Below are 20,231 nucleotides of genomic sequence, written 5' to 3'. Positions count from 1 at the left end.
TCTGCGGCAGCATAACCATAGACGAATGTCTGGGAGGATGACATGCCTGTCGCTGTGCGTAGTACCCGTACCGTGCGCTGGTCCGTCTTTCTCCTTTTGGCCATCGCTGGCCTCTTCTACGTGAAGTGGTTTCCTTAYTACGGACGCGCCTTCGACGCCGCGTCGCACCATTCCATCGGCAAGTCGATCCTGATGGGCGACGCCTCGAGCGCACCCGACCCGTCGTGGAGCGCCGCGCTCGGTTACGCGCTGGCCTACGGCAAGGCCATCTGGAAGGCCATGGTCCTGGGCCTGCTGCTGGGCTCGGCCCTGCAGGCCCTGATTCCGGCGAGCTGGGTGCAGCGCGCGCTGGGCAGTTCCAGCTTTGCCGGCACGGTGGCCGGAGGCCTGATGGGCATCCCCGGCATGATGTGCACCTGTTGCGCCGCGCCCGTCGTAGTGGGATTGCGCAAGCAACGTGCGGCGGCCGGACCGTCTGTCGCGTTCTGGCTGGCCAATACGATGTTGAACCCGGCGACGCTGGTATTCACCGGCTTCGTACTCGGCTGGAACTGGACCTTGCTGCGTGTCGTGTTGAGCGTGCCGATGGTCTTCGGCCTGGGCTATCTGGCGAATCGCTTCGTCACCGACGACAGCACGATGCACGCCACGACGGCGCCTGTCGACCGGGCATCCGACCACCTGGCGTCCGACAACGAAGGCCAGTCCCTGGCCGAGATCGGTCGCCGGTGGCTCACCGTCTTCGTGCGGATGACCGTGCGCCTGATCCCCGAATACATCGTGATCGTGCTGCTACTCGGTGCCGCACGCGCCTGGATGTTCCCGCACGTCGGGCCGGCCGTCGGTGAGCAGTGGTTCTGGATCCTCGCACTCGCCGTGGCAGGGATGCTCTTTGTCATTCCGACCGCCGGCGAAGTGCCGATCGTGCAGGCGATGCTGGCCCTGGGCATGGGCGTGGGGCCAGCGGCGGCCCTGCTGTTCACGCTGCCGCCGGTAAGCCTGCCGTCGATGGCGATGCTGGCGCGTTCCCTACCCTTGCGCCTGCTGCTGTCGCTTGCCGCGGCCGTCGTTGCCTTCGGCGTGCTGGCCGGGTTGATCGCCGCAGGCCTCGGCATGCGTTGATTCGCGTTCGCCAAGTTACGTTCGCACTTCAACCCACTGACTGCGCCACGCGGGCGCATCGAACGGATCCGCAAAATACTGCGTTTCGTGCGCCACCTTGCCGTCGCGGAACTCCATGATGCTCACGGTGAAGGCGCACTTGCCCTCGTACGTGATGATGTACTCCGTCACCCAGAGGTGCGCCTGCCCGACGATCCGTCGCACCTTGAATCCCGAGGGCTTGCCCGGATGGTGGCTGCGAAGTGCCTGGAGGTTGTGACGTCCGTGGATGATCTCTCCCGACTGCGGGTACTCGCAGATGGCATCGTCGTGGTAGATCAGGTGTTCGGCGAACTGATCGCCTGCCGCGGAGGCGGCCCAGTGCTCGTCGATCGCCGAGCGGATGTCGAGCTCGTTCATCCCGCACCTCCCAAGACGGAAACTGCCTCGCCCGACGCTAGCACTTTCCGGTCATCGCGGACATCAACCCAAGGTATGGCCTGAAAATGCTCCGCGAGCGGCTATCCGGAGGGATACTGCGGAGGTATGTCGAAGAGAACGCCGATATGAAGACCCTCGCCTTACTTGCCGCCGGAATGATCATGGCTTCCCTTGCCCACGCCGATCCACTTCCTTCCAGCAACGCCACGACGACCTACCATCGCGTCACCGTCGATGGTGTGGGCGTGTTCTATCGCGAAGCCGGCCCGAAGGATGCGCCGGTACTGGTGCTCCTGCACGGCTTTCCTTCGTCGTCGCGCCAGTTCGACAGCCTCATCCCGCTGCTGGCCACGCGCTATCACCTGATCGCACCGGACTATCCCGGGTTCGGCCAGAGCGACGCGCCGGACCCGTCGACGTACTCGTACACCTTCGATCATCTGGCCGAGACGACTAACGGGCTGCTCGAACAACTGGGCCTCAAGAAGTATTCGCTCTACTTGCACGACTACGGCGGCCCGGTGGGCTTCCGCATCATGGTCAAGCATCCCGAACGCGTGCAGGCACTGATCGTCTCCAACGCGAACGCATACCAGGAGGGCTTGGGCAAGAAGTGGGCGCTCATCGCCGAATACTGGAAGGACCCGAAGGCGCACCCGGAGGTTTTCGCCAATTTCGTTTCGCAGACGGCGACGGAGCAGCGACACACCGCGGGCAGCTCGCATCCGGAGCGTTACAACCCGGACACCTGGACCGATGAGTTCGCGCACCTGTCGCGCCCCGGCCAGCGCGAGATCCAGTCGGCGCTTTTGTACGACTATCGGACCAATGTGGCCTGCTATACCGCCTRGCAGGCCTGGCTCCGCGCGCACAAGCCGCCGACCCTCGTGGTCTGGGGCAAGAACGATCCCTCGTTCATCGGCCCGGGCGGCGAGGCGTACAAGCGTGACGTGCCGACCGCCGAGGTACATCTGCTCGAGGCCGGCCATTTCCCGTGGGACGAGAAGAACGACGAGATCGCCGCGCTGGTGCTCGCTTTCCTGGACAAGCAGGCTCGCTGAACACCGAACGCGCCGGGGCGCCAGAGGCGGGGCCCGACGCATATACTATGTGACTCGTTTGTTTCACTACGTACCCAAAAACATGTTGAGAAGCGACCAAGTTCTCGTCACCGTCGGCACGGCCTGCACCCTTTCGGCCGTGGGCTCGACGGAAACCTACCAGGCCCTCGTGGCCCAGTCGGACGAATTCCTTCCTCTTGCCGCGTTCGACGCCGGCCTGGTGGAGATCGACCCCGAGGCCGCCAGCGCCGCCGACGGCATGCGTTGGGCCACCGGCGACCTTGCTGGTACGCCGGTCACGCTGGAGGAGCTCAAGCGCCTGCACGGCGATGCCCTCCGCGCCAACAGCGGTATCCGGCATGTGCCCGGTGTGCGCGAGCTGGCCCCACGCGTGGTGACCGATATCGCCGCCCCGCTGCCGCACGATCTGGAAACCGTCGGTCTGCGCCGTCTGGCCGGCCTGCGCTACGAGGACATCCGTGGCTCCGGGCTGAAGGATATGCACGGCCTGTTCCAGGACGACCCGCTCCTCAGCCCTTCGCTGCAGGCGCAACTCTTCGCCTACGGTGCCCTGGGTGCGCTCGCCGGCCTGCCGCGTCCGCTGTCCGAACTGGTCCCTAACCCGTTCGACTTCCGCGTCGCTACGGCGACGGCCTTCGGTGGCATGGATGCGCTGGGCCAATGGTTGCGTCCGGATGCACCCCTGCCCGAAGGCGGCATCCCCAAGGACACCTTCGCGGTGCGCCTTGCTCACTCGCTCGGCTCGCACGGGCCAGCGCTGGTCTCGACCATGCTCGCGCCGAGCTTCAGCATCAGCCGCGTACTCRAGAATCCCGAGCTGCGCGAATCGCTGCGTTCGGAAGATGTGGGTTACACCCGCGTGCCGCAGGCGCCGATGACCGCCGTAGGCGCTTGCGCATCCAGCCTCATCGCGCTGGCCGATATCGCACCGCAGATGCTGTTCGACTACCCCGGTTTCCACAAGCCGCAGATGGTGCTGCTCACCGCAGCCGATGCCGCCCTGCAACCGCGCTACGGCATCCTCGAAGCCTTCGGTGGCGGCGCGCTCATGACCGGCGACAAGCTGGCCACGAAGAACGCCGCACATGCCGATGGCAACGTGCGCAGCGTGCACGACTCGCTCGCCCCCTTCGACATCGACGCGGACGGTACCGTGGTCGGCCACGGTGGCTCGGGCTTGCTGGTCACGACACTCGAGTTCGCCTTGCGCAACCAGCTGGACATCACCTCGATCATCGTCGGCTGGGGCCAGAGTGGCGAAGCCGGCGGCAAGGCGCATTTTGCCGGCGTCGGTTTCGGCGGCGAGAATGCACTGGTCCAGGCACTGGACATGGCCTTCAAGGGTCACGACTACGGTGTCGGCGATTTCCAGTACCTCGCGGCACATGCCACCGGAACGCGCACCAATTCCAAGACGGATCTCGGCACGGCGCTGGCAGGCCTGCGTGGTGCCGCGCAGCGTCAGGGCCACACCGATGACTTGCCGCGTCTCTTCGTCGGCACACCCAAGGCGGTCGGCGACGGCCACACCATGGGCGAGACCGGCCTGAAAGCCATGTCGCAGGCAGTGCAGTTCGTGCTCGGTCGCACCGCGCCGGGCGTGCCCACGCTACGCCGCCTGGATCCGGATCTCGCTGAAATCGCCAGTCACTTCCATCTGCAGGCCGAGCCGTCGCCTGGCAACGCCAATGGCGGCGCGATCTGCGCTACCCAGGGCTTTGGCGGCTACAACGGCGCCGTCGCGCTACGTTCGGCCACGGCCGAAGCGTTTGCACGCTACCAGTGCGATGCCGATGTGCTGGCCGCCTATCTCGCGGCATGGCCGACCCTTCGCAGCGAGCGCGAGAAGCGTGAGCGTGCAGCGCGACGCGGACCGAAGCTGGCCCTGGCGATGGCCGAGAAGCATCGCTGGGCGGGGTTGGACTGAGCTCAGGGCACGGCGTTCGGCGTATTCGCCGCACGGAATGATGCGTTCATGACATGACGTGGTACACCGTTCGTCGCTGGGGCGGCCTTGAGCCGTGCCAGCGACGATGCATCGTGCTTGAGATAGGCGTCCAGGAACCAGAGCGTGTAACGCGCCACCCAACGATAACCGGCGCTGCCTTCATCCCAGGTATACCCAGGGAGTTCGTCATCGAGATAGTGCGTGGGGCGCCGCTCGAGCATCGAGCTGAACTGCTGATGCGCCATGGCAACCATTTCCACGGTCAGGAGGTCGCCATGCGTCCACGCATTGAGCACGCTGGGCCCGATGTTGTCCGGGGCGCTCAACTGGCTGGCCACGGTTTCAAGCGTGATCTCCCCGCGCGTGAAGGCAATTAGCGGAATGGGCAGCTTTTCGGGATGGACGTAGCCTGCTTGCTTCACCAGTCCCGGGAAGTAACGCTTGCTTCCGTCGAGTGATATCAACGCATCGATGCGATCATCTTTCGCGGCGGCGAACACATCGGAGATGCCGCCCCAACTGAATGATGCAACCGCGACGACCGACATGTCGGTGTCGGAAAGGGTTTTCGCGTAGTCGATCAGAAACGAAATGTCGCGTGCCTGCGCTTCGATTCCAGGCAGGTCGTCGGTCATGTCGCGGGTTTTCGCGCCCATGCTCGGGCTGGCGATGACCACGTAGCCATGGCTTGCAAGGTACTCGCAAAGATCCGCATTTTCCCACGACACCGATGAATCGCTCGGCGCGTAGATGACCACGGGATACCGTCCTGCCGCCGCGCTTGCATCGCGATTCGCACGCAGCGGTGTCGCGAGCGACGAGCCCACACGGGACATCCATTTTGCATGAAGTTCCGGCTCGGTCAGCGTCAGTCGCACATAATCGCCGACGGTCATCGGTGAGGACGCATTCGTTTTGGCCGGGTACCAGACCAGCGTCTGCAGCAGACGACTGCGATCATTGCCGAACGGACGCGATGCGTCGTGCAGATCGACGACGCGCAAGCCAACGGTGTGCGGACCAGGCGCTTCGGTGAACTTGAACGGGGAACTCTTCGCCATGTCGTTCGCGGCCATTGCCGGAGCGCACAGGGCAATCATGATGACGGCAAGCAGTACCTTTCCGAACATGGTGAACACCCCCTTCTTAGGCCGAGTATCGGGACATGGCCGACGCCAGGGACCTGCTGGAAGTCATTCATGGCTTTTCACACAGCTTCGATTGACGATGCCGCTCGCTTCGCCGAGGGTTGAGGGTATTGCCCCTGTTCCGGTTCATCACATGCACCGTATCGCCGTACATCTCGCCAAGACCTGCCTCTTGCTGGTCACACTCGCCGCAACCCCGCTTTTTGCGCAGGATGCGGCGACAACGCCCACCCTCTCGCCATCCGATGCACGCCGCGCCGCGGAGGTGCTGCAGGACGAACATAAGCGTGCCGAAGCAATTCGCACCCTGCAGGCGATTGCGGCAGGAGCGCCCGGAGCCGTCGCCGCCCCGGTGGCACCATCCCCGGCAGCCACAACGTCGAGCGCCGCCGCTGCAACAGCGCCCGCCACGACGGCCACCGCCATCCCACTGCAACAAGACGGGCTCATCGCCCGCATGCTTCGCCGCGTCGGCCACTGGGAGGAGGGTCTGGGCAGTCAGCTCGCCCAGCTTCGGCGTGTGGTCGCTACCTTGCCGGAAGCAGCCCGGCAGACCGCCAGCAATGCGGCGCGCGGGGAGCAGCGTGCCTTGCTGGGACAGCTGGTACTTGTGCTCGCCCTGGTTTTCTGCCTGGGTCTGGCCAGCGAGTGGGGCCTCTTTCGTTTGCTCGCACGCCCGCGACGCGGACTTCTTGCCCACGCGGAGGATGCCGATGAACGCGCACGTGCGGCGCTCTCCGCTGCGCCTCCGGCGCCGTCGCCAAGCCTGCACCCAGACGCCGCGGTCACCGTCTCCGATGCCGCTGTTCAGCCTGTCGCTGCAGATGTCGCCCTGGTAAGGACGCAGCGCGAAGGGATCGAACACGTCGAGGCCGTTCCCGTCGAAGCGGGCCAGGGTGCCGCTGGCGGGCCACCTGCCGCCGAGCCTCCGTCCGATACCTCCCGCGCTGCCGCTACCGCCCGCACCGAGACTCACGAAAACGCGGATCACTGGCGCACGCTGCACCATCTTCCGTTTGCCCTGGCGACCCTGTTTCTGGATCTCGTCCCGGTGGTGGTGTTCTTCATCGTGGCCGGCCTGCTGCTTCGTTGGATGAACCACGATGCGCGCGTCGAAAGCGTCGTCAGCGGTTTCGTCGACGGCTATGTCACGGCACGCATTGGCATGTCGGTACTTCGTCTGCTGGTATCGCCCGTCGGGCACGGGCTGCGGCTGATTCGGGTCGGCGAGCGGACGGCGGGCCTGATGATCGGCTGGTTCCGCGCCATCCTGATCGTGGGCACCGTCGGCTTCGCGCTGGCCAACGCACTCGCGCAGTTTGGCGCGTCCGACGAACAACGCCTCGTCTTCATCAAGGCGATCTCGCTGGCGATACACGTCATGCTGGTCGTGCTGCTGTTCAAGCTCCGGCGCCCGGTGGCTGTCGCCATCGCCGGCTCATCGACGGTCGCCGGCCCTGCCGCTACCTTGAGGCACTGGCTGGCGGAGGTCTGGCCCGTGCTGGCCGCCGTGGTGGTCATGGGCGCCTGGTTCGTCTGGGCGCTCGGCGTGGAAGATGGCTTTCCCAAACTGCTGCACTTCGTCGGTGTGACCGCGGCGGTCGTGATCTGCGCGCGCATCGTCGCGGTACTGGTGCTCGGTGGCGTTAGCCACCTTTTCCAGCCTCCGGGCGCGGAGGCAGGCGACGACGCGGCCAAGGCGGCGGCGCGAAAGGCGCACGCGCAACGCTACTACCCGCTCGTACGTGCCATCGTCACGGCCATCCTGGTCGCCTGCTCCGTCATCGCCCTGCTCCAGGTCTGGGGTGTCGATGCGCTCGACTGGTTCTCGCGCGGCACCATCGGTCGCAGTCTCGCCTCAGCGCTCGTCACGATCCTCGTCGCTGCGACTATCGCGGTCGTGGTGTGGGAAGCGGCGAATACCAGTGTCGAGCGCCGACTCTCGCGCTGGAAGGAAGCCGGCGACATCGTTCGCGCCGCACGCCTGCGCACTTTGCTGCCGATGCTGCGCACCTGTCTGCTCGTTGCCATCGTGCTGATCGTCGGCCTGACGGTACTCAACCAGATCGGCGTCAACACGACACCGCTGCTGGCCGGCGCGAGCATCATCGGCGTCGCCGTCGGTTTCGGCTCGCAGAAGCTGGTGCAGGATTTCATCACCGGGATCTTCCTGCTGATGGAGAACGCGATGCAGGTCGGCGATACGGTGACGGTCGGCGATGTGTCGGGCACCGTGGAGTACCTTTCGATCCGCACGGTGCGCCTGCGCGGCGGCGACGGCTCGCTCTACATCGTCCCCTTCAGCTCGGTGACCACGGTGAACAACACCAATCGTGGCATCGGTAATGCGGCCATGCGCGTCGCCGTCGCGTACGAAACCGATGTTGCGCGTGCAATCGCCGAGCTAAAGGCCATCGGGGCGGGCCTGCGCGCCGATCCGGCGTTCGCGCCGCAGATCCTTGCCGATATGGAAGTCTGGGGCGTGGACGCGGTGGATGGCGGCATGTTCGCCCTGGCTGGACAGATCAGCTGCACGGACAAGGGGCGCTGGGGCGTCCAGCGTGAACTCAACCGTCGCATCCTGGAGCGCTTCCGGGAAGTCGGTATCGTCATCTCGAATCCGCGTAGCAGCCTGCTTCTGGAAGCGAAGCCGGTCGGTCCGGAGTCGGCGTGATAGTGCGATAAGCTCTTGCTCCATGAGCCACATCGAGCCCGATCCTCGCATGACGCCTAACAGGCACCCGCTTTCCGACGAATGGCGGGCATCCGGCCTGGTGGACGTATGTTCCGTCGACCTGGGATGGAAACGGCCTTCGGTACCGCCTGCGGTCTTGATTGCCTACGATGTCGAGGCCTTTGACGTCGAAGCCTTCAAGCGACTCGGCGTGGCGATGCCTGAGCATATCGGGCGAAGTGTTCGGAAGCGTCAGGCTGAGTTCTTGATGGGGCGGTTGGCGGCTCGGGAAGCGATGGGCGGCGCTGTGACGATCGGCATCGGCGACATGCGGCAGCCGATCTGGCCCCACGGCATGGTTGGCAGCATCACACATGCAGGCCGCTATGCGGCTGCGGTCGTCGCTCAATCACCCCGCGCTGTCGCAAGCGACGGCATCCACGGCATCGGCATCGACATCGAGCGTCGGATCGCGCCCGAAACACGTGAATCCGTGGAGGCCACCGTGGTGACCGCTGCCGAACAATCCTTTCTCCGCACGATGGACGCCGAACTGCCTTACGACATGCTCTTGACCCTCGCGTTTTCGGCGAAGGAGAGCTTCTTCAAGGGCAGCTTTGCCAGCGTCGGTGCGTATTTCGACTTCGATGCCGTAGAGCTGGTGGCGCTGGATACGTCGGCTGGCACGATCGAGTTGGTCCTCACACGCTCGCTTGCACCTGCGCYCCCCCAAGGACGGCGGTACACGCTTCGCACGCAATGCCTCGATGCAGACACCGTCCTCACCAGTTTCGTCTGGTGAGGCCAGCCATCGCGCCGACCGGCCACGCGAGACCCAACGAATCCCTATCCGTGCCTTCCCTGGTTATTGATTCACGGAATGAGCCCGGCTACCCGCATCGCCGCAATCGCCTGATCGTAAACCGCCGCGCTGCCACGACTGCGCGCCACGAGTTGCGCCCCTTCGACCCCAGCGAAGATCGCCAGTGCCCGTCCCTGCCTCACTTTCGCCGACACCTTCACGCCGTCGCGCTCGAGTGCCTTCGCCAACCATGCGACATTGGTATCGGAAAAACGCTCGACCTCGGCCTGCACTTCTTCCGGCAGTTCGTCGCGCTCGGCGGCCATGACGCCACACATGCACATGCGGTTCTCGTTGACCAGCGCGCCACGGAATATGTCGACGTACTTCGCCATGAAACCCGCGGCGTCCTTGCTCGCCTCCAGCACCCCTGCCAGATAAGCCGCCATCTCATCGGTGTACTCGCGGGCCAGTGCGGAGCCCAGCGATCCCTTGGTCGGAAAGTGATAGTGCACGCTCGCACTCTTCACCCCCACGGACGCGGCGATATCGCGAAAGCTCAACGCGGAATAGCCGCGTGACTGGACCATTTTCCGAGCCACGGAAAGGATGGTCTGGCGGGTGTCGGGGGAACTCATGTGGCACGTCCTCTTAGCTATCTACCGATTGATAGGGGTTGACAGTCGCAATTGCAAGGTTCACGATCTATCTATCACTAGATAGGTACGCTATGAAAATCCACGATATCCCCGGCTTCCCCAATCCGCTCCGCGTCCGCATCGTCCTCGCCGAAAAGGGCCTTCTCGACAAGGTCGAGTTCGTCAAGGTCGATCTGCCGGCTGCCGAACACAAGCAACCGCCGTTCCTCGCCATCAACCCGACCGGTACCGTGCCGGTGCTGGAGCTCGACGACGGTACCTACCTGTCGGAATGCACAGCGATTACCGAATACCTCGACAACCTCGACGGCCATCCCACGCTCACCGGCACCACGCCGCTTGGCAAAGCCACGATCCACATGATGCAGAAGCGTGCAGAGTCGGAGTTGATCGACGCTATCGGCATCTACTTCCATCACGCCACGGCGGGCCTGGGCGATGCGCTCCTACCTTACAAGAGCCCCGAATGGGAAGGACGCGCACACTGGGGTCAGATGCATCGCGAGAAGGCCGAGGCCGGCATGCGCTACTTCGACGAGGTGCTCAAGACACAGCCGTACGTCGCGGGTGAGACGTTCTCGATGGCCGATACCACGGTCATCGGCGGCCTGTTGTTCGCGGCCTACGCGCAGATCCCCGTGCCCGAATCGCTCGTGGCACTGAGGGCGTGGAAAGATCGCGTCGATGCGAGGCAAAGCGTGAAGCTGGCATCGGCCGGCTAACCGCGTGCCTCTATAGCCGATGGGCCCGAACCAGTCGGGCCCATCGAGTCAACCGATTGAGGCGGAGCGCCCGGCGATCAGAGGCAGGAGATCGCTTCGTCGCGGTAGCTGCTGTTGTAGTCGCCCTTGACCTTCTGCAGTTCGTACATCACGACCTGCGCGCCCGAGCCGTTGGCGCGAATTTCGAGGCGCTCGTGAGCGCCGTCCTTGCTGGCAGTAACCGTGCCCTTGTCGTCCTTGGCATCGCCCTTGGCGTCGGGGCTCAGGGCCTGCCACTTGGGCACCACGCACTGCACGTAGGCCGGCACGGTCTTGCTCGATTTGCTGCTGAGCTTCGGCAAGGTGTCCTTCATGCCGCTGGTGGCACAACCAGCGAGGAGGACGGCGGCGGCGATCGCAAGAACGTGTTTCATGCTGGATTCCACGGTTAGGTCTCGGGATTCTAGCGGGTTCGGGCGCTCGCCATCAGCCACCGGCGCGAGCGATCGTGTTGGCCTCGACGTGCGCCAGCTGCCCGTTGGTGCACTTCAGGTAGCCGGACGAGGCGAGCCAGCGCTTGTCCGGGTAGTACGAGAACACCATCTGACCGCCCTTGAGGGCATCGATCAGCTGATGCGCGATGGCTGTGCGCACGGCCGGGCAACCCCAGCTGCGACCGATACGACCGGCAACCTTCGCCATCGCCTCATTCACGTAAGCGGCGCCGTGGATCACGATGGCGCGCGCGAGCGCTTGGTCGTTCACACCGGGCTCGAGCCCGGTCAGCCTCAGCGAATACCCGTTCTTGCCCATGTAGGTATCCGACGTGCGGAACAGGCCGATGCTGGATGCGAGGCTTTCCGGCGCGTTGGAGAATCGCGTGGCGTTGGCGTCACCGCTGTTCTTGCCGTGCGCGACCAGTTCCTGGAACAACAGCTTTCGCTTCACCGTATCGAATACCCACAGGCGCGGCTCCGACGACGGCTTCGAATAATCGATCACCGCCAGACGGTCCGACGGCGTACCACCCTGCGTCTGCGCGCACTCGGAGGCCTGGACGGCGAGTCCAATGACCTTGGGGTCGGCGGAAGGAGCCAGCCTGGCCAGTGCATCGCCGAGCGTGTCGGCAGCGTGGGCCTGGGCGGGGAAGAAAAGAGCGGCGCTGAGCAGCGGCGCGGACGCCAGAAGCGTACGGAGCGATCGAATCATGCGGTAAGCCGGGTGGTGTTGCGACGGGGCATCCTAACGCGATGATCATTTATTGACCACAACACCGTCACATCCCTGCCCTTGATATAGGTGAAAGCGTGCAGCACCGCCACCGAATCTGGAATCGATTGATAATGACTATGGAAAAATGCTTGCGACGTAGCCTTTACTTATGGCTCGTGGCTGCCATCGTGCCTTTCACCGCGGCGGCGCAGACACCGCCAACGCCCGCTTCCGCCGCTTCCGCCGCCTCACCGCCACCCATCGTCGCCCAGATTCCGGCGAGCACAGCCACGGTCGCGGCACCCACGCCGCCACCCGCCGACGACCTGGTCGCCACGGCTATCTACGGCCGAGTCCTGCAGATGACACCGCTGCAGGGCGGCCCTCTGAGCCGACCCGACGCGGCGCTGGGCAAGGCGGTCAGCGACTTCTACGCTCAGCGTCACTTCACGGCCGCCTGGGCGAATCCCGCCAACGTGCAGCAGCTGCTGGCCGGGCTGGCTTCCCTGGATAGCGACGGCCTGCTTCCGGCCGACTACGACCTCCCTGCCCTCCAGGCCACCACGGCGGCAGCGGACTGGGCGACCGCCTCGCCCCAGCAGCGCGCCGACTTCGACGTGGCGGCGACCGGTGCCTACATCACGGCCCTCGTCCAACTCGCCCGCGGCAAGGTCGATCCCGTGCGTCTCGACCCGACATGGAACTTCGATCCCGCCGCGCTCGACCCGCAGCAAGGCATGTCCATGCTGCAGACGTCGATCGACGAAGGGAGTGTCGACCAGGCATTCGCGATGGCCCGGCCGCAGAACCCGCTCTACGCGCAGTTGCGCGACGCACTCAAGCAACTGCGGGCCACCGCCGCAGAAGGCGGTTGGCCCACCGTCCCCGAAGGTCCGTCGCTGAAGCCGGGCATGAAGGATCCCCGCGTCGCCGCGCTCCGCGCGAGACTGGTCGCCGGCGGCTATCTCGACCCGACCCTCGCCCATGGCGATCACTACGATTCGCCGCTGACCGACGCCGTGAAGCGCTTTCAGGCCGATCAATACCTCGATGCCGATGGCAGCGTGGGTGCCGATACGCTCACGGCGCTCAACGTGCCGATCGATACACGCATCGGCCAGGTCCGCGTGAACCTGGAGCGGGCACGCTGGTTGCTGCACGCGCTGGAGGGGACCTTCGTGGTCGTCGACGTAGCGGGTTACAAGATCAGTTTCTATCGCGACGGCAAGCCGGTGTGGAAGTCGCGCGTGCAGGTGGGCAAGCCCTATCGCAGCACGCCGATCTTCCGCTCGCAGATCACTTACATCACGTTCAATCCGACCTGGACCGTCCCGCCGACGATCCTCAAGAACGACATCCTGCCCAAGGTCCGCGCCAACGGCAGCTACCTGGCCAACAACCGCATTCGCGTGCTCGACAGCAAGGGCAACACGATTTCCGCGTCGGGTGTGAACTGGTCCAACCCGCGTGGGATCACCTTGCGCCAGGATGCCGGGCCGGGTAATTCGCTGGGCCAGGTGGTGATCCGCTTCCCCAACTCGTTCTCGGTCTACCTGCACGACACACCCCACCAGGACCTCTTCTCCAAGGCCAAGCGCGACACCAGCTCGGGATGCATTCGCGTGGAGCATCCGCTGGAGCTGGTGCAGTTGCTCTTCAATGACGACGAGAAGTGGAATCGCCAGGCCATCGACGACCGCATCGCCACGAAGAAGACGCAGAACGTGACGTTACCCACCTCGGTGCCGGTGCTGCTGGCTTACTGGACCGTGGACATCGGCGACGACGGCAAGCTGGCCTACAAGCCCGATGTCTACCAGCGCGACGGCGCCCTGCTTGCCGCCCTGGACAAGCCACAGCCGCTGCATACGCCCTGAGCGAGGCCGTATACTTCGCGGATGAACGTGCCCCTCGAAGCGAACGAAGCCACCCTCCACGACCAGGTGCGGGACGAGGGCTTCGCCTTCGTGCACGGCGGCGACATGCGCCGGCTGGTCGAGCACCTCGCGCCCCTGTCCGACTGGGAGGCCTTCGCCTCCAGCTGGAACGCGCTGGAGCCGGACACCTACCTGGCTGCGACCGGACGGTTTCGCCGCCGCCGCCATGCCGTCTTCGCCGCGTCGCGATTCGGCCATGTGGAAGCCCGGCCGCACCAGGCACACTTCCAGACGCTGTCGTACAACACGCTGCAAGGCGACATAGAGCGTTGGTTCGCACCGGTGCTGCCGGAAATCGCGCAGAGCACGACCCTGCTCGCGATTCTCGATTTCTGCCGGGACTTCTTCGGTGGCCTCTCACCGGACGTGGCCCAGTGGCACGTGGAAGTCCACCAGTTCCGTATCGAAGCCACGGCCGGCGCCGCCGGTGAACCGACGCCCGAAGGCAGTCACCGCGATGGCGTCGACTACGTGCTGGTACTGCTGATCGACCGCGAAAACATCGCCAGCGGCACGACGACGATCCACGCGCCGGACGGGCGTTCCCTGGGCGAGTTCACGCTCGCCCACGCGTTCGACGCCGCCCTGATCCACGATCCCCGCGTATTCCACGGCGTCACGCCGGTCACGCCACTGGATCAGAACAAGGCCTCCCACCGGGATGTGCTGGTCGTGACCTTCCGGGCAACCTGATCGTCGCGCCGGCTGCACCGGCTTTCACGGCATCTGAGGCGTACTGCGCGCACCGCAGCCACGGAGCCTCCCCGTGTCCACACGCACCACCGCTCTATTCCTTGTCACCGCTCTGGCGGCCACGACCGCGTTCGCCCAGGACGCCGCACCCAAGGTCGACAACACCAAGATCAACCAGCGCGACCAGCATGGCGGGCAAACGACGCCCTTCGACCAGCCCAACGATGCGGAAGACATCAAGGTTGCCGCCGCCGTGCGCAAGGCCATCGTCGGCGACAGCTCGCTTTCAATGAGCGCGCACAACATCAAGTTCATCGCTTCGGACGGCACCGTGACCCTGCGTGGTCCGGTGAAAGACGACGCCGAAAAAGCACGCGTGGAATCGATCGTCAAAGGCGTGCCCGGTGTAGCGACCGTCCAGAACCAGCTCGATACCAAACACTGACCCGCGAGGCCCCTCATGAAAGCATCCGTCTACTGCACCACCCGTACGGTCGAGCAGGCCGAACACATCGTCCTTGAACTCAAGCAGGCCGGCTTCACCAGCGACGATATCTCGGCGCTGCTCCCGGACCGCCGCGGTACGCGTGACTTCGCCCACGAACACCACACGAAGGCCCCCGAAGGCGCGACCACCGGCGGCGTGCTCGGCCTCGGCGTGGGCGCCGGTCTCGGCTGGCTCGCCGGTATCGGCGCACTCGCCATTCCCGGCGTCGGTCCGTTCATCGCCGCAGGCCCGATCATGGCCGCCCTCGGTGGCGCCGCGGTCGGCACGGCCACGGGCGGGATCATTGGTGCGCTCGTCGGCATGGGCATCCCCGAGTTCGAGGCCAAGCGTTACGACGCCAAGGTCCGCGAAGGCAGCATCCTGATCTCGGTACACACCGAAAGCAGCCACCAGCGCGATGTCGCCAAGGATGTCTTCAAACGTAACAACGCCGACGACATCTCCAGCGGCGCGGAAGCCAGCGTCCCGTCCTGACCAAAAGCTCCGCGCTGGTCGCTTTTTGGTAGGAGCCGATTCATCGGCGATCCCGCGGCAGCGGGCAAGGGTGTCGCAAGCACCCCATCGCCGATGAATCGGCTCCTACAACGTTCCGTCGAACAGCGTCTTTGCCTTCGCCAACGCCTCGGCATGCGTCTGTGCCTGCGACACCTTCACGTCCGCACAGATCGGCACGCTCGCCTTTGCGGCATCCGTGCACGTGCTCAGAAAATCGTAATGCCCCACTCCGGGCAGGCGCGTGATGGTCGCGCCGGAAATCGCCTTCACCGCGATGTCCGCATTAGTCACCGGCTCCGCCACTTTGTCGCTATCGCCGACAATGATCGCCGTGGGCACTCGGATCCGCACGAAGCTGTCCGGTGCGATGGCCTGGACGAGCGCAGGCGCCAGGGTAAAGACCGCCTTCACCCCCGGAATCGAATGATCGTCACCGGCATGCGCGATCTGCGCCTTGATAGCGGGATCGTCGTAAGCCTTGTGATACAGAGCGGGCCCGCTGATGTCGGGCGCTTCCTTCTGTGGTTTGCACACACCATCGTCGGGATGGCTGTCGCAGAACGCTTTCAGGCGCGGAATGTCGGTGCGCGCGCCGGCCAACAGGAAGGCCGTGAATCCGCCCGCCGAGAAGCCCGCGACACCAAGACGTGACGGATCGATGTGGGCCGCGATGACCCCGTCCTTCCGAACAGCGGCGAACGCCGCCTTGAGGTCTTCAGCGCGCTCCCACCACATCGCCGCACCGGCCGCGGTCATCGGCCCCATGCCGTTGTTGCCCGGATGATTCACGCTGACGATCACATAGCCCGCACGCGCCAGTTCCGTGCCGAACCAGCTCATCATGCGCGCCGTGCCACCGAAACCATGCGATAGCAACACCACCGGATGACGTCCCGGCGCGAAGGCCGCCTCCTGTGCGGCGTGACCGGCCAGAAAGAGCGGATGGCCCGGCGGGCCCATGTCCAACGGTTCTTCTTTCGCCCCGTCGACCGCCGGGTACCACACCGTGATGGCAAGCGCATCGGAGTGCGAGGCGTCACGCATGGCGGCGGTCGGCGTCGTCGTGCTGCGGTGAGTCTCGCCCACGGTGGCCGCCGAGGCGACGCCGAGGGTCGAGGTGAGTGCCAGCGCCAGGCAGGCACGGGTAAGGATCGACATGGTGTTTCCCCTCTCTTGGTGACGGATGGGATGCTCAGGGCACCAGGGGTACCCAGATCTCGACGCCACCCATGCCAGTCCGGGGGTCGAAGTCGGCATCGTAGCGTTCGAAGTCAGGCGCGTCGGCTGCCACAAGTCCCGACGCCGAAGTGGCTTTCGATGTACCAGAGGGCTTTCTGCGCGGCGGCCATGAGGCGGTCCCTGTCGAAGTAGGCGCAATCCTAGCGCCGTGTCGGATACCGCACTTGATTGCGATTGCGGGGGTTTGTGACACGAATCATTGCGGCCACCGTGCGACAATGGCCTCACTTTCGACCGAAGTAGTGCCATGAATTCGTCCGGTAAATATGACTTCAAGCAGTTCCAGGACGAACTCGCCGCGCTCGACCGACAGAATGCCGCGAGCAAGCCACCTGCGCCGCCCGCACCTGTCGCCAAGCCCGTCGAGGTAGCCCCGGCCAAGCCTGTCGAGAAGCCACGCCGCGGCCGTCCACCCAAGGTCGACCCGCTGGCCGAAGCCCGTGCCGCCTTCAACGCCTTGCGCGTGAGCTATGGCCTCAGCGTCGCCGACGTCGTGGCCTGGTTCCCGCCTGAGGAAGGCATCGCCTACCTGCAGTCGCTGATTGCCAGCTCGGAGCCAAAGCCGCGCAAGCCAAGGTCCAAGCCCGCGCCGGACGCCGAGTAAGAAGTCGCCGCTCCATGACCGTCCACTCGCGCACCCCGACCGTCCGCTCCATCCTGTTCACCCTCAACGGGTCGATCGTCCCGGTGATCTGGCGGCGCGTGCTGTACACGATCCTGTTGTCGGTCGTCGTGGTCTGGGCGGATTTTCATCTCTATACCCTGAAGGTCGGCCTGAATGCCGCGCCGCTCACCTTGATGGGTCTGACGCTGGCGATCTTCCTCGGCTTCCGCAACACGGTGGCCTACCAGCGCTGGTGGGAAGCCCGCACGCTGTGGGGCGAGCTGATCATCGCGTCACGGAACCTCACCCGGCAGACCCTGTCCTTCCTGCCCGATGCCAGCGCCGATACGCGGCGTGAGCTCGTGCAGTCGCTGATCGCCTACGCGTATGCGATGCGGCACTACCTGCGGGCCAAGGATCCCTCGGCCGACCTGGCACCGTGGCTGCCACCGCAGACACTGGCCGCCGTCATGGCGGCACCCAACCGGCCGAGCGCCCTGCTCGCGCACATCGGCGTGGCCTACGCCACAGCCGCACGCGCCGAAGGTGCCAGCCCCATCCTGCTGGCCGCCATCGACAAGGAGCTGGGGACGTTGTCCCACGTGCTCGGCGGCTGCGAGAGGATCCAGGGCACGCCCCTGCCCTACGCCTACCTGCTGCTGTTACACCGGACGGTGCACATCTATTGCTTCCTGCTGCCGTTCTGCCTGGTCGCCCTGGTCGGCTGGTTCACGCCGCTACTCGTCGGCGTCCTTGCCTATACGTTCTTCGGCCTCGATGCCCTGGGTGACCAGATCGAGGACCCCTTCGACATCCTGCCGAACGATCTGCCGCTGGATGCCTACTGCACCACGGTAAAAACCGACCTGCTAGCCCTGCTGGACACCGCTCCTGTAGGAGCCGATTCATCGGCGATGGCTCCGCGATAACCTCGCCCGCTGCCGCGGGATCGCCGATGAATCGGCTCCTACCGGTCTGCTGTTATCGGTCCGATAGCTCGGCGGTCAGAACACCTTCAGCAGCATCCAGAACAACCCGGCCGCCAGCGCGATCGACACAGGCAGCGTCAGCACCCACGCCATCAGCATGCTGCGCACGGTGCTCCACTGCAGCCCGGAGCCATTCGCCACCATCGCACCCGCGACGCCCGACGACAGCACGTGCGTGGTACTCACGGGCAGGCCGAATCGATCGGCCGCGCCGATGGTGATCATGGCCACGACTTCCGCCGAGGCACCTTGCGCGTAAGTAAGGTGCTGCTTGCCGATGCGCTCACCCACCGTACGTACGATCCGACGCCAGCCGACCATGGTGCCCAGGCCCAAGGCGATCGCCACGGCAACCTTCACCCAGGTCGGGATGAACTTCGTCGATTTGTCGAGAAGGCCGTGGTAGTTGTCGAGCACGGCCTGGTCTTCCGGCGCGAACTGCGGCTGCTTGCTCTTCGCCATCAAGCGCAAGGCTTCGGAACTCAGGTACATGCTATTGCGGACGTTGTTGATCTCGCCCTGCGGCACGTCGGCGAGCGACGCACGCTGGGCCACCTGGTCGCCGATGCGATCGGTCAGCGCGACCAGCGCGGAGAACGTCGCCGGCGTGGCCTGCTTGGTCTGGATGTAGTGCTCGATTTCATCGCGCGGCGAAGCCACGGCCGGCGCACCGGTCGCGTACTTCGTCAGCGTTTCGCTGGCATGGTGAGCCACCGAGACGAACGTCTGCGTTTCGCCCGGCGTCACGGCTTTGTTCAGCGCATACGCGCTCGGTACCGTACCGATCAGGATCAGCATGATCAGGCCCATGCCCTTCTGCCCATCGTTCGAGCCGTGCGCAAACGACACACCGGTGCAGGTGAGGATGAGCAGGCTGCGAATCCAGAACGGCGGCGGTTGGTCGCCATGTGGCTCCGCGTAGAGTTCCGGTGCCTTGACGAAGCGCTTGAGCACCATCAACAAGGCGAACGCGAGACCGAACCCGATCAGTGGCGAAAACAGCAACGACTTGCCGACGCTGAGGGCCTGGCTCCAGTCCACTGCCGCATTGGCGTTGCCGGCGTTCAACATCTGGTTCATCAAGCCCACGCCGATGATCGAGCCGATCAGCGTGTGCGAACTCGATGAAGGAAGCCCGAGGTACCAGGTGCCGAGGTTCCAGATGATCGCCGCCAGCAACAAGGCGAACACCATGGCGAAGCCAACGGACGAACCCACGTTGAGCACCAGGGCGATGGGCAGCAATTGCAGCACCGCGTAAGCGACGGCACCGCTGGAAATCATCACGCCAACGAAGTTCCAGCCGCCCGACCACACGACGGCGAAGGTCGCCGGCAGTGAGCGTGTATAGATCACCGTCGCCACCGCATTGGCAGTGTCGTGGAATCCGTTGACGAACTCGAAGCCCAGGGCGATCAGCAACGCGATGCCGAGCAGGAAATATTCGAAGGTCGGACTGGTGGGCGCGACGTGGAGGTCGTGGCTCAGCTGCGAACCGACGTAGATCGCTGCGACGAGCATGACGGCGGCGAACACCCCCAGGCTCAGGTAGCGGGTAAGCGGTGAGCCGGCACTCGGCTCGCTCAAAACCGTACTGTTCATGGTGCGCCTCCGGTTAAGACAGACCAGAGGTAACAAGGCGGTGTGACCGTCTTATGTCAGTCAGTGAAAATCAACCTGAACAGGCATCAGGTACTGGCCCCAGTGGGGGAAGGTGCTTTGAGCAATTCTTGATGAAGCCGGCCCATGACAAAAAGCGCCCAGAGCCGCAACGTCGTACTCACTACAAGCTGTTTTGAAAGCTCGGTGTCCCAAGGCGCTTGTGCAAGTTGCAAGAGCTCCGGGATGACCTCGCATAACTGGTACGTTCCGAGCATGTACAACGGAAGCCTGCCTGGCCTGATCATCAAGTAACCAAGCCCCAACAGACCCATGCTGGACGGAAGCATGGCCGCGTGCAACGGAGCCATGGCTCCCGCTATCGAYATAGCCAAGCGG

The 20,231-nt window shown here is 64.8% G+C and carries 19 protein-coding genes and 1 pseudogene; 12 read left to right on the top strand and 8 right to left on the bottom strand.

The window, feature by feature from the left end; translation table 11 throughout:
- Positions 1-42 precede the first annotated feature (42 nt).
- On the top strand, positions 43-1,122 hold the full coding sequence (locus tag AC1DYM_RS13400; protein WP_477339068.1) for a permease: 1,080 nt from the start codon (positions 43-45) through the stop codon (positions 1,120-1,122).
- 15 nt (positions 1,123-1,137) lie between these two features.
- Here the strand turns inward: AC1DYM_RS13400 and AC1DYM_RS13395 are convergent, their stop codons facing one another.
- Entirely contained in the window at positions 1,138-1,521 is a 384-nt protein-coding gene (locus AC1DYM_RS13395) for a nuclear transport factor 2-like protein (protein WP_477339066.1), read from the bottom strand.
- 182 nt (positions 1,522-1,703) lie between these two features.
- On the opposite strand from AC1DYM_RS13395, the gene AC1DYM_RS13390 reads away from it, so the two are divergent.
- A complete protein-coding gene (locus AC1DYM_RS13390) occupies positions 1,704-2,603 on the top strand; it encodes an alpha/beta fold hydrolase (RefSeq protein ID WP_477339064.1) in 900 nt (299 codons plus the stop codon).
- Between the two features lie 82 nt (positions 2,604-2,685).
- A complete protein-coding gene (locus AC1DYM_RS13385; protein ID WP_477339062.1) occupies positions 2,686-4,551 on the top strand; it encodes a beta-ketoacyl-[acyl-carrier-protein] synthase family protein in 1,866 nt (621 codons plus the stop codon).
- A gap of 2 nt (positions 4,552-4,553) precedes the next feature.
- On the opposite strand, the gene AC1DYM_RS13380 is transcribed toward AC1DYM_RS13385, so the two are convergent.
- Positions 4,554-5,702: an alpha/beta hydrolase gene (locus AC1DYM_RS13380; RefSeq protein WP_477339060.1), complete on the bottom strand. Its 1,149-nt coding sequence runs from the start codon at positions 5,700-5,702 to the stop codon at positions 4,554-4,556.
- 151 nt (positions 5,703-5,853) lie between these two features.
- Here AC1DYM_RS13380 and AC1DYM_RS13375 point away from each other — a divergent pair, with 151 nt between their 5' ends.
- Together AC1DYM_RS13375 and AC1DYM_RS13370 are read left to right on the top strand one after the other, a co-directional pair.
- Entirely contained in the window at positions 5,854-8,394 is a 2,541-nt protein-coding gene (locus tag AC1DYM_RS13375) for a mechanosensitive ion channel domain-containing protein (RefSeq protein ID WP_477339058.1), read from the top strand.
- 22 nt (positions 8,395-8,416) lie between these two features.
- Positions 8,417-9,196 carry a 4'-phosphopantetheinyl transferase family protein gene (locus AC1DYM_RS13370; RefSeq protein WP_477339056.1) on the top strand — a complete coding sequence of 260 codons (780 nt, stop codon included), beginning with the start codon at positions 8,417-8,419 and terminating at the stop codon, positions 9,194-9,196.
- Between the two features lie 71 nt (positions 9,197-9,267).
- On the opposite strand, the gene AC1DYM_RS13365 is transcribed toward AC1DYM_RS13370, so the two are convergent.
- Entirely contained in the window at positions 9,268-9,834 is a 567-nt protein-coding gene (locus AC1DYM_RS13365) for a TetR/AcrR family transcriptional regulator (RefSeq protein WP_477339054.1), read from the bottom strand.
- Positions 9,835-9,926: 92 nt separating this feature from the next.
- Between AC1DYM_RS13365 and AC1DYM_RS13360 the strand changes: the two genes are divergently transcribed.
- Positions 9,927-10,577: a glutathione S-transferase family protein gene (locus tag AC1DYM_RS13360; RefSeq protein WP_477339052.1), complete on the top strand. Its 651-nt coding sequence runs from the start codon at positions 9,927-9,929 to the stop codon at positions 10,575-10,577.
- Between the two features lie 77 nt (positions 10,578-10,654).
- Here the strand turns inward: AC1DYM_RS13360 and AC1DYM_RS13355 are convergent, their stop codons facing one another.
- Entirely contained in the window at positions 10,655-10,990 is a 336-nt protein-coding gene (locus AC1DYM_RS13355; protein ID WP_477339050.1) for a hypothetical protein, read from the bottom strand.
- A gap of 52 nt (positions 10,991-11,042) precedes the next feature.
- On the bottom strand, positions 11,043-11,765 hold the full coding sequence (locus AC1DYM_RS13350; RefSeq protein WP_046968020.1) for a murein L,D-transpeptidase catalytic domain family protein: 723 nt from the start codon (positions 11,763-11,765) through the stop codon (positions 11,043-11,045).
- A gap of 152 nt (positions 11,766-11,917) precedes the next feature.
- On the opposite strand from AC1DYM_RS13350, the gene AC1DYM_RS13345 reads away from it, so the two are divergent.
- From AC1DYM_RS13345 to AC1DYM_RS13330, 4 genes are all read left to right on the top strand, one after another.
- On the top strand, positions 11,918-13,645 hold the full coding sequence (locus tag AC1DYM_RS13345; RefSeq protein WP_477339048.1) for a L,D-transpeptidase family protein: 1,728 nt from the start codon (positions 11,918-11,920) through the stop codon (positions 13,643-13,645).
- Between the two features lie 21 nt (positions 13,646-13,666).
- Complete coding sequence (locus AC1DYM_RS13340; RefSeq protein WP_477339046.1) at positions 13,667-14,398, top strand: 2OG-Fe dioxygenase family protein; 732 nt, start codon at positions 13,667-13,669, stop codon at positions 14,396-14,398.
- A 73-nt stretch (positions 14,399-14,471) separates the two neighbouring features.
- Positions 14,472-14,843, top strand: a complete 372-nt coding sequence (locus AC1DYM_RS13335) for a BON domain-containing protein (RefSeq protein WP_477339044.1) — start codon at positions 14,472-14,474, stop codon at positions 14,841-14,843.
- Positions 14,844-14,858: 15 nt separating this feature from the next.
- The gene (locus AC1DYM_RS13330) at positions 14,859-15,380 is read left to right on the top strand and encodes a hypothetical protein (protein WP_477339042.1); all 522 of its coding nucleotides are present in this window, start codon (positions 14,859-14,861) and stop codon (positions 15,378-15,380) included.
- A 105-nt stretch (positions 15,381-15,485) separates the two neighbouring features.
- Here AC1DYM_RS13330 and AC1DYM_RS13325 read toward each other — a convergent pair whose 3' ends face one another.
- A complete protein-coding gene (locus AC1DYM_RS13325) occupies positions 15,486-16,559 on the bottom strand; it encodes an alpha/beta hydrolase family protein (protein WP_477339040.1) in 1,074 nt (357 codons plus the stop codon).
- A 34-nt stretch (positions 16,560-16,593) separates the two neighbouring features.
- Positions 16,594-16,701 (bottom strand): annotated as a pseudogene (locus tag AC1DYM_RS13320) (AraC family transcriptional regulator); the annotation flags it as partial.
- A 186-nt stretch (positions 16,702-16,887) separates the two neighbouring features.
- On the opposite strand from AC1DYM_RS13320, the gene AC1DYM_RS13315 reads away from it, so the two are divergent.
- Both AC1DYM_RS13315 and AC1DYM_RS13310 read left to right on the top strand, forming a co-directional pair.
- Positions 16,888-17,244 carry a 2-hydroxyacyl-CoA dehydratase gene (locus AC1DYM_RS13315; RefSeq protein ID WP_477339038.1) on the top strand — a complete coding sequence of 119 codons (357 nt, stop codon included), beginning with the start codon at positions 16,888-16,890 and terminating at the stop codon, positions 17,242-17,244.
- A gap of 14 nt (positions 17,245-17,258) precedes the next feature.
- A complete protein-coding gene (locus AC1DYM_RS13310; protein WP_477339036.1) occupies positions 17,259-18,173 on the top strand; it encodes a bestrophin family protein in 915 nt (304 codons plus the stop codon).
- A gap of 75 nt (positions 18,174-18,248) precedes the next feature.
- Here AC1DYM_RS13310 and AC1DYM_RS13305 read toward each other — a convergent pair whose 3' ends face one another.
- Entirely contained in the window at positions 18,249-19,835 is a 1,587-nt protein-coding gene (locus tag AC1DYM_RS13305; RefSeq protein WP_477339034.1) for an inorganic phosphate transporter, read from the bottom strand.
- Positions 19,836-20,231: the final 396 nt, after the last annotated feature.

It is taken from the genome of Luteibacter sp. P1_D3, from assembly GCF_056406135.1.
Note: the sequence above shows the minus strand (reverse complement) of the source record. Positions and strands in the feature narration are given on the sequence as shown.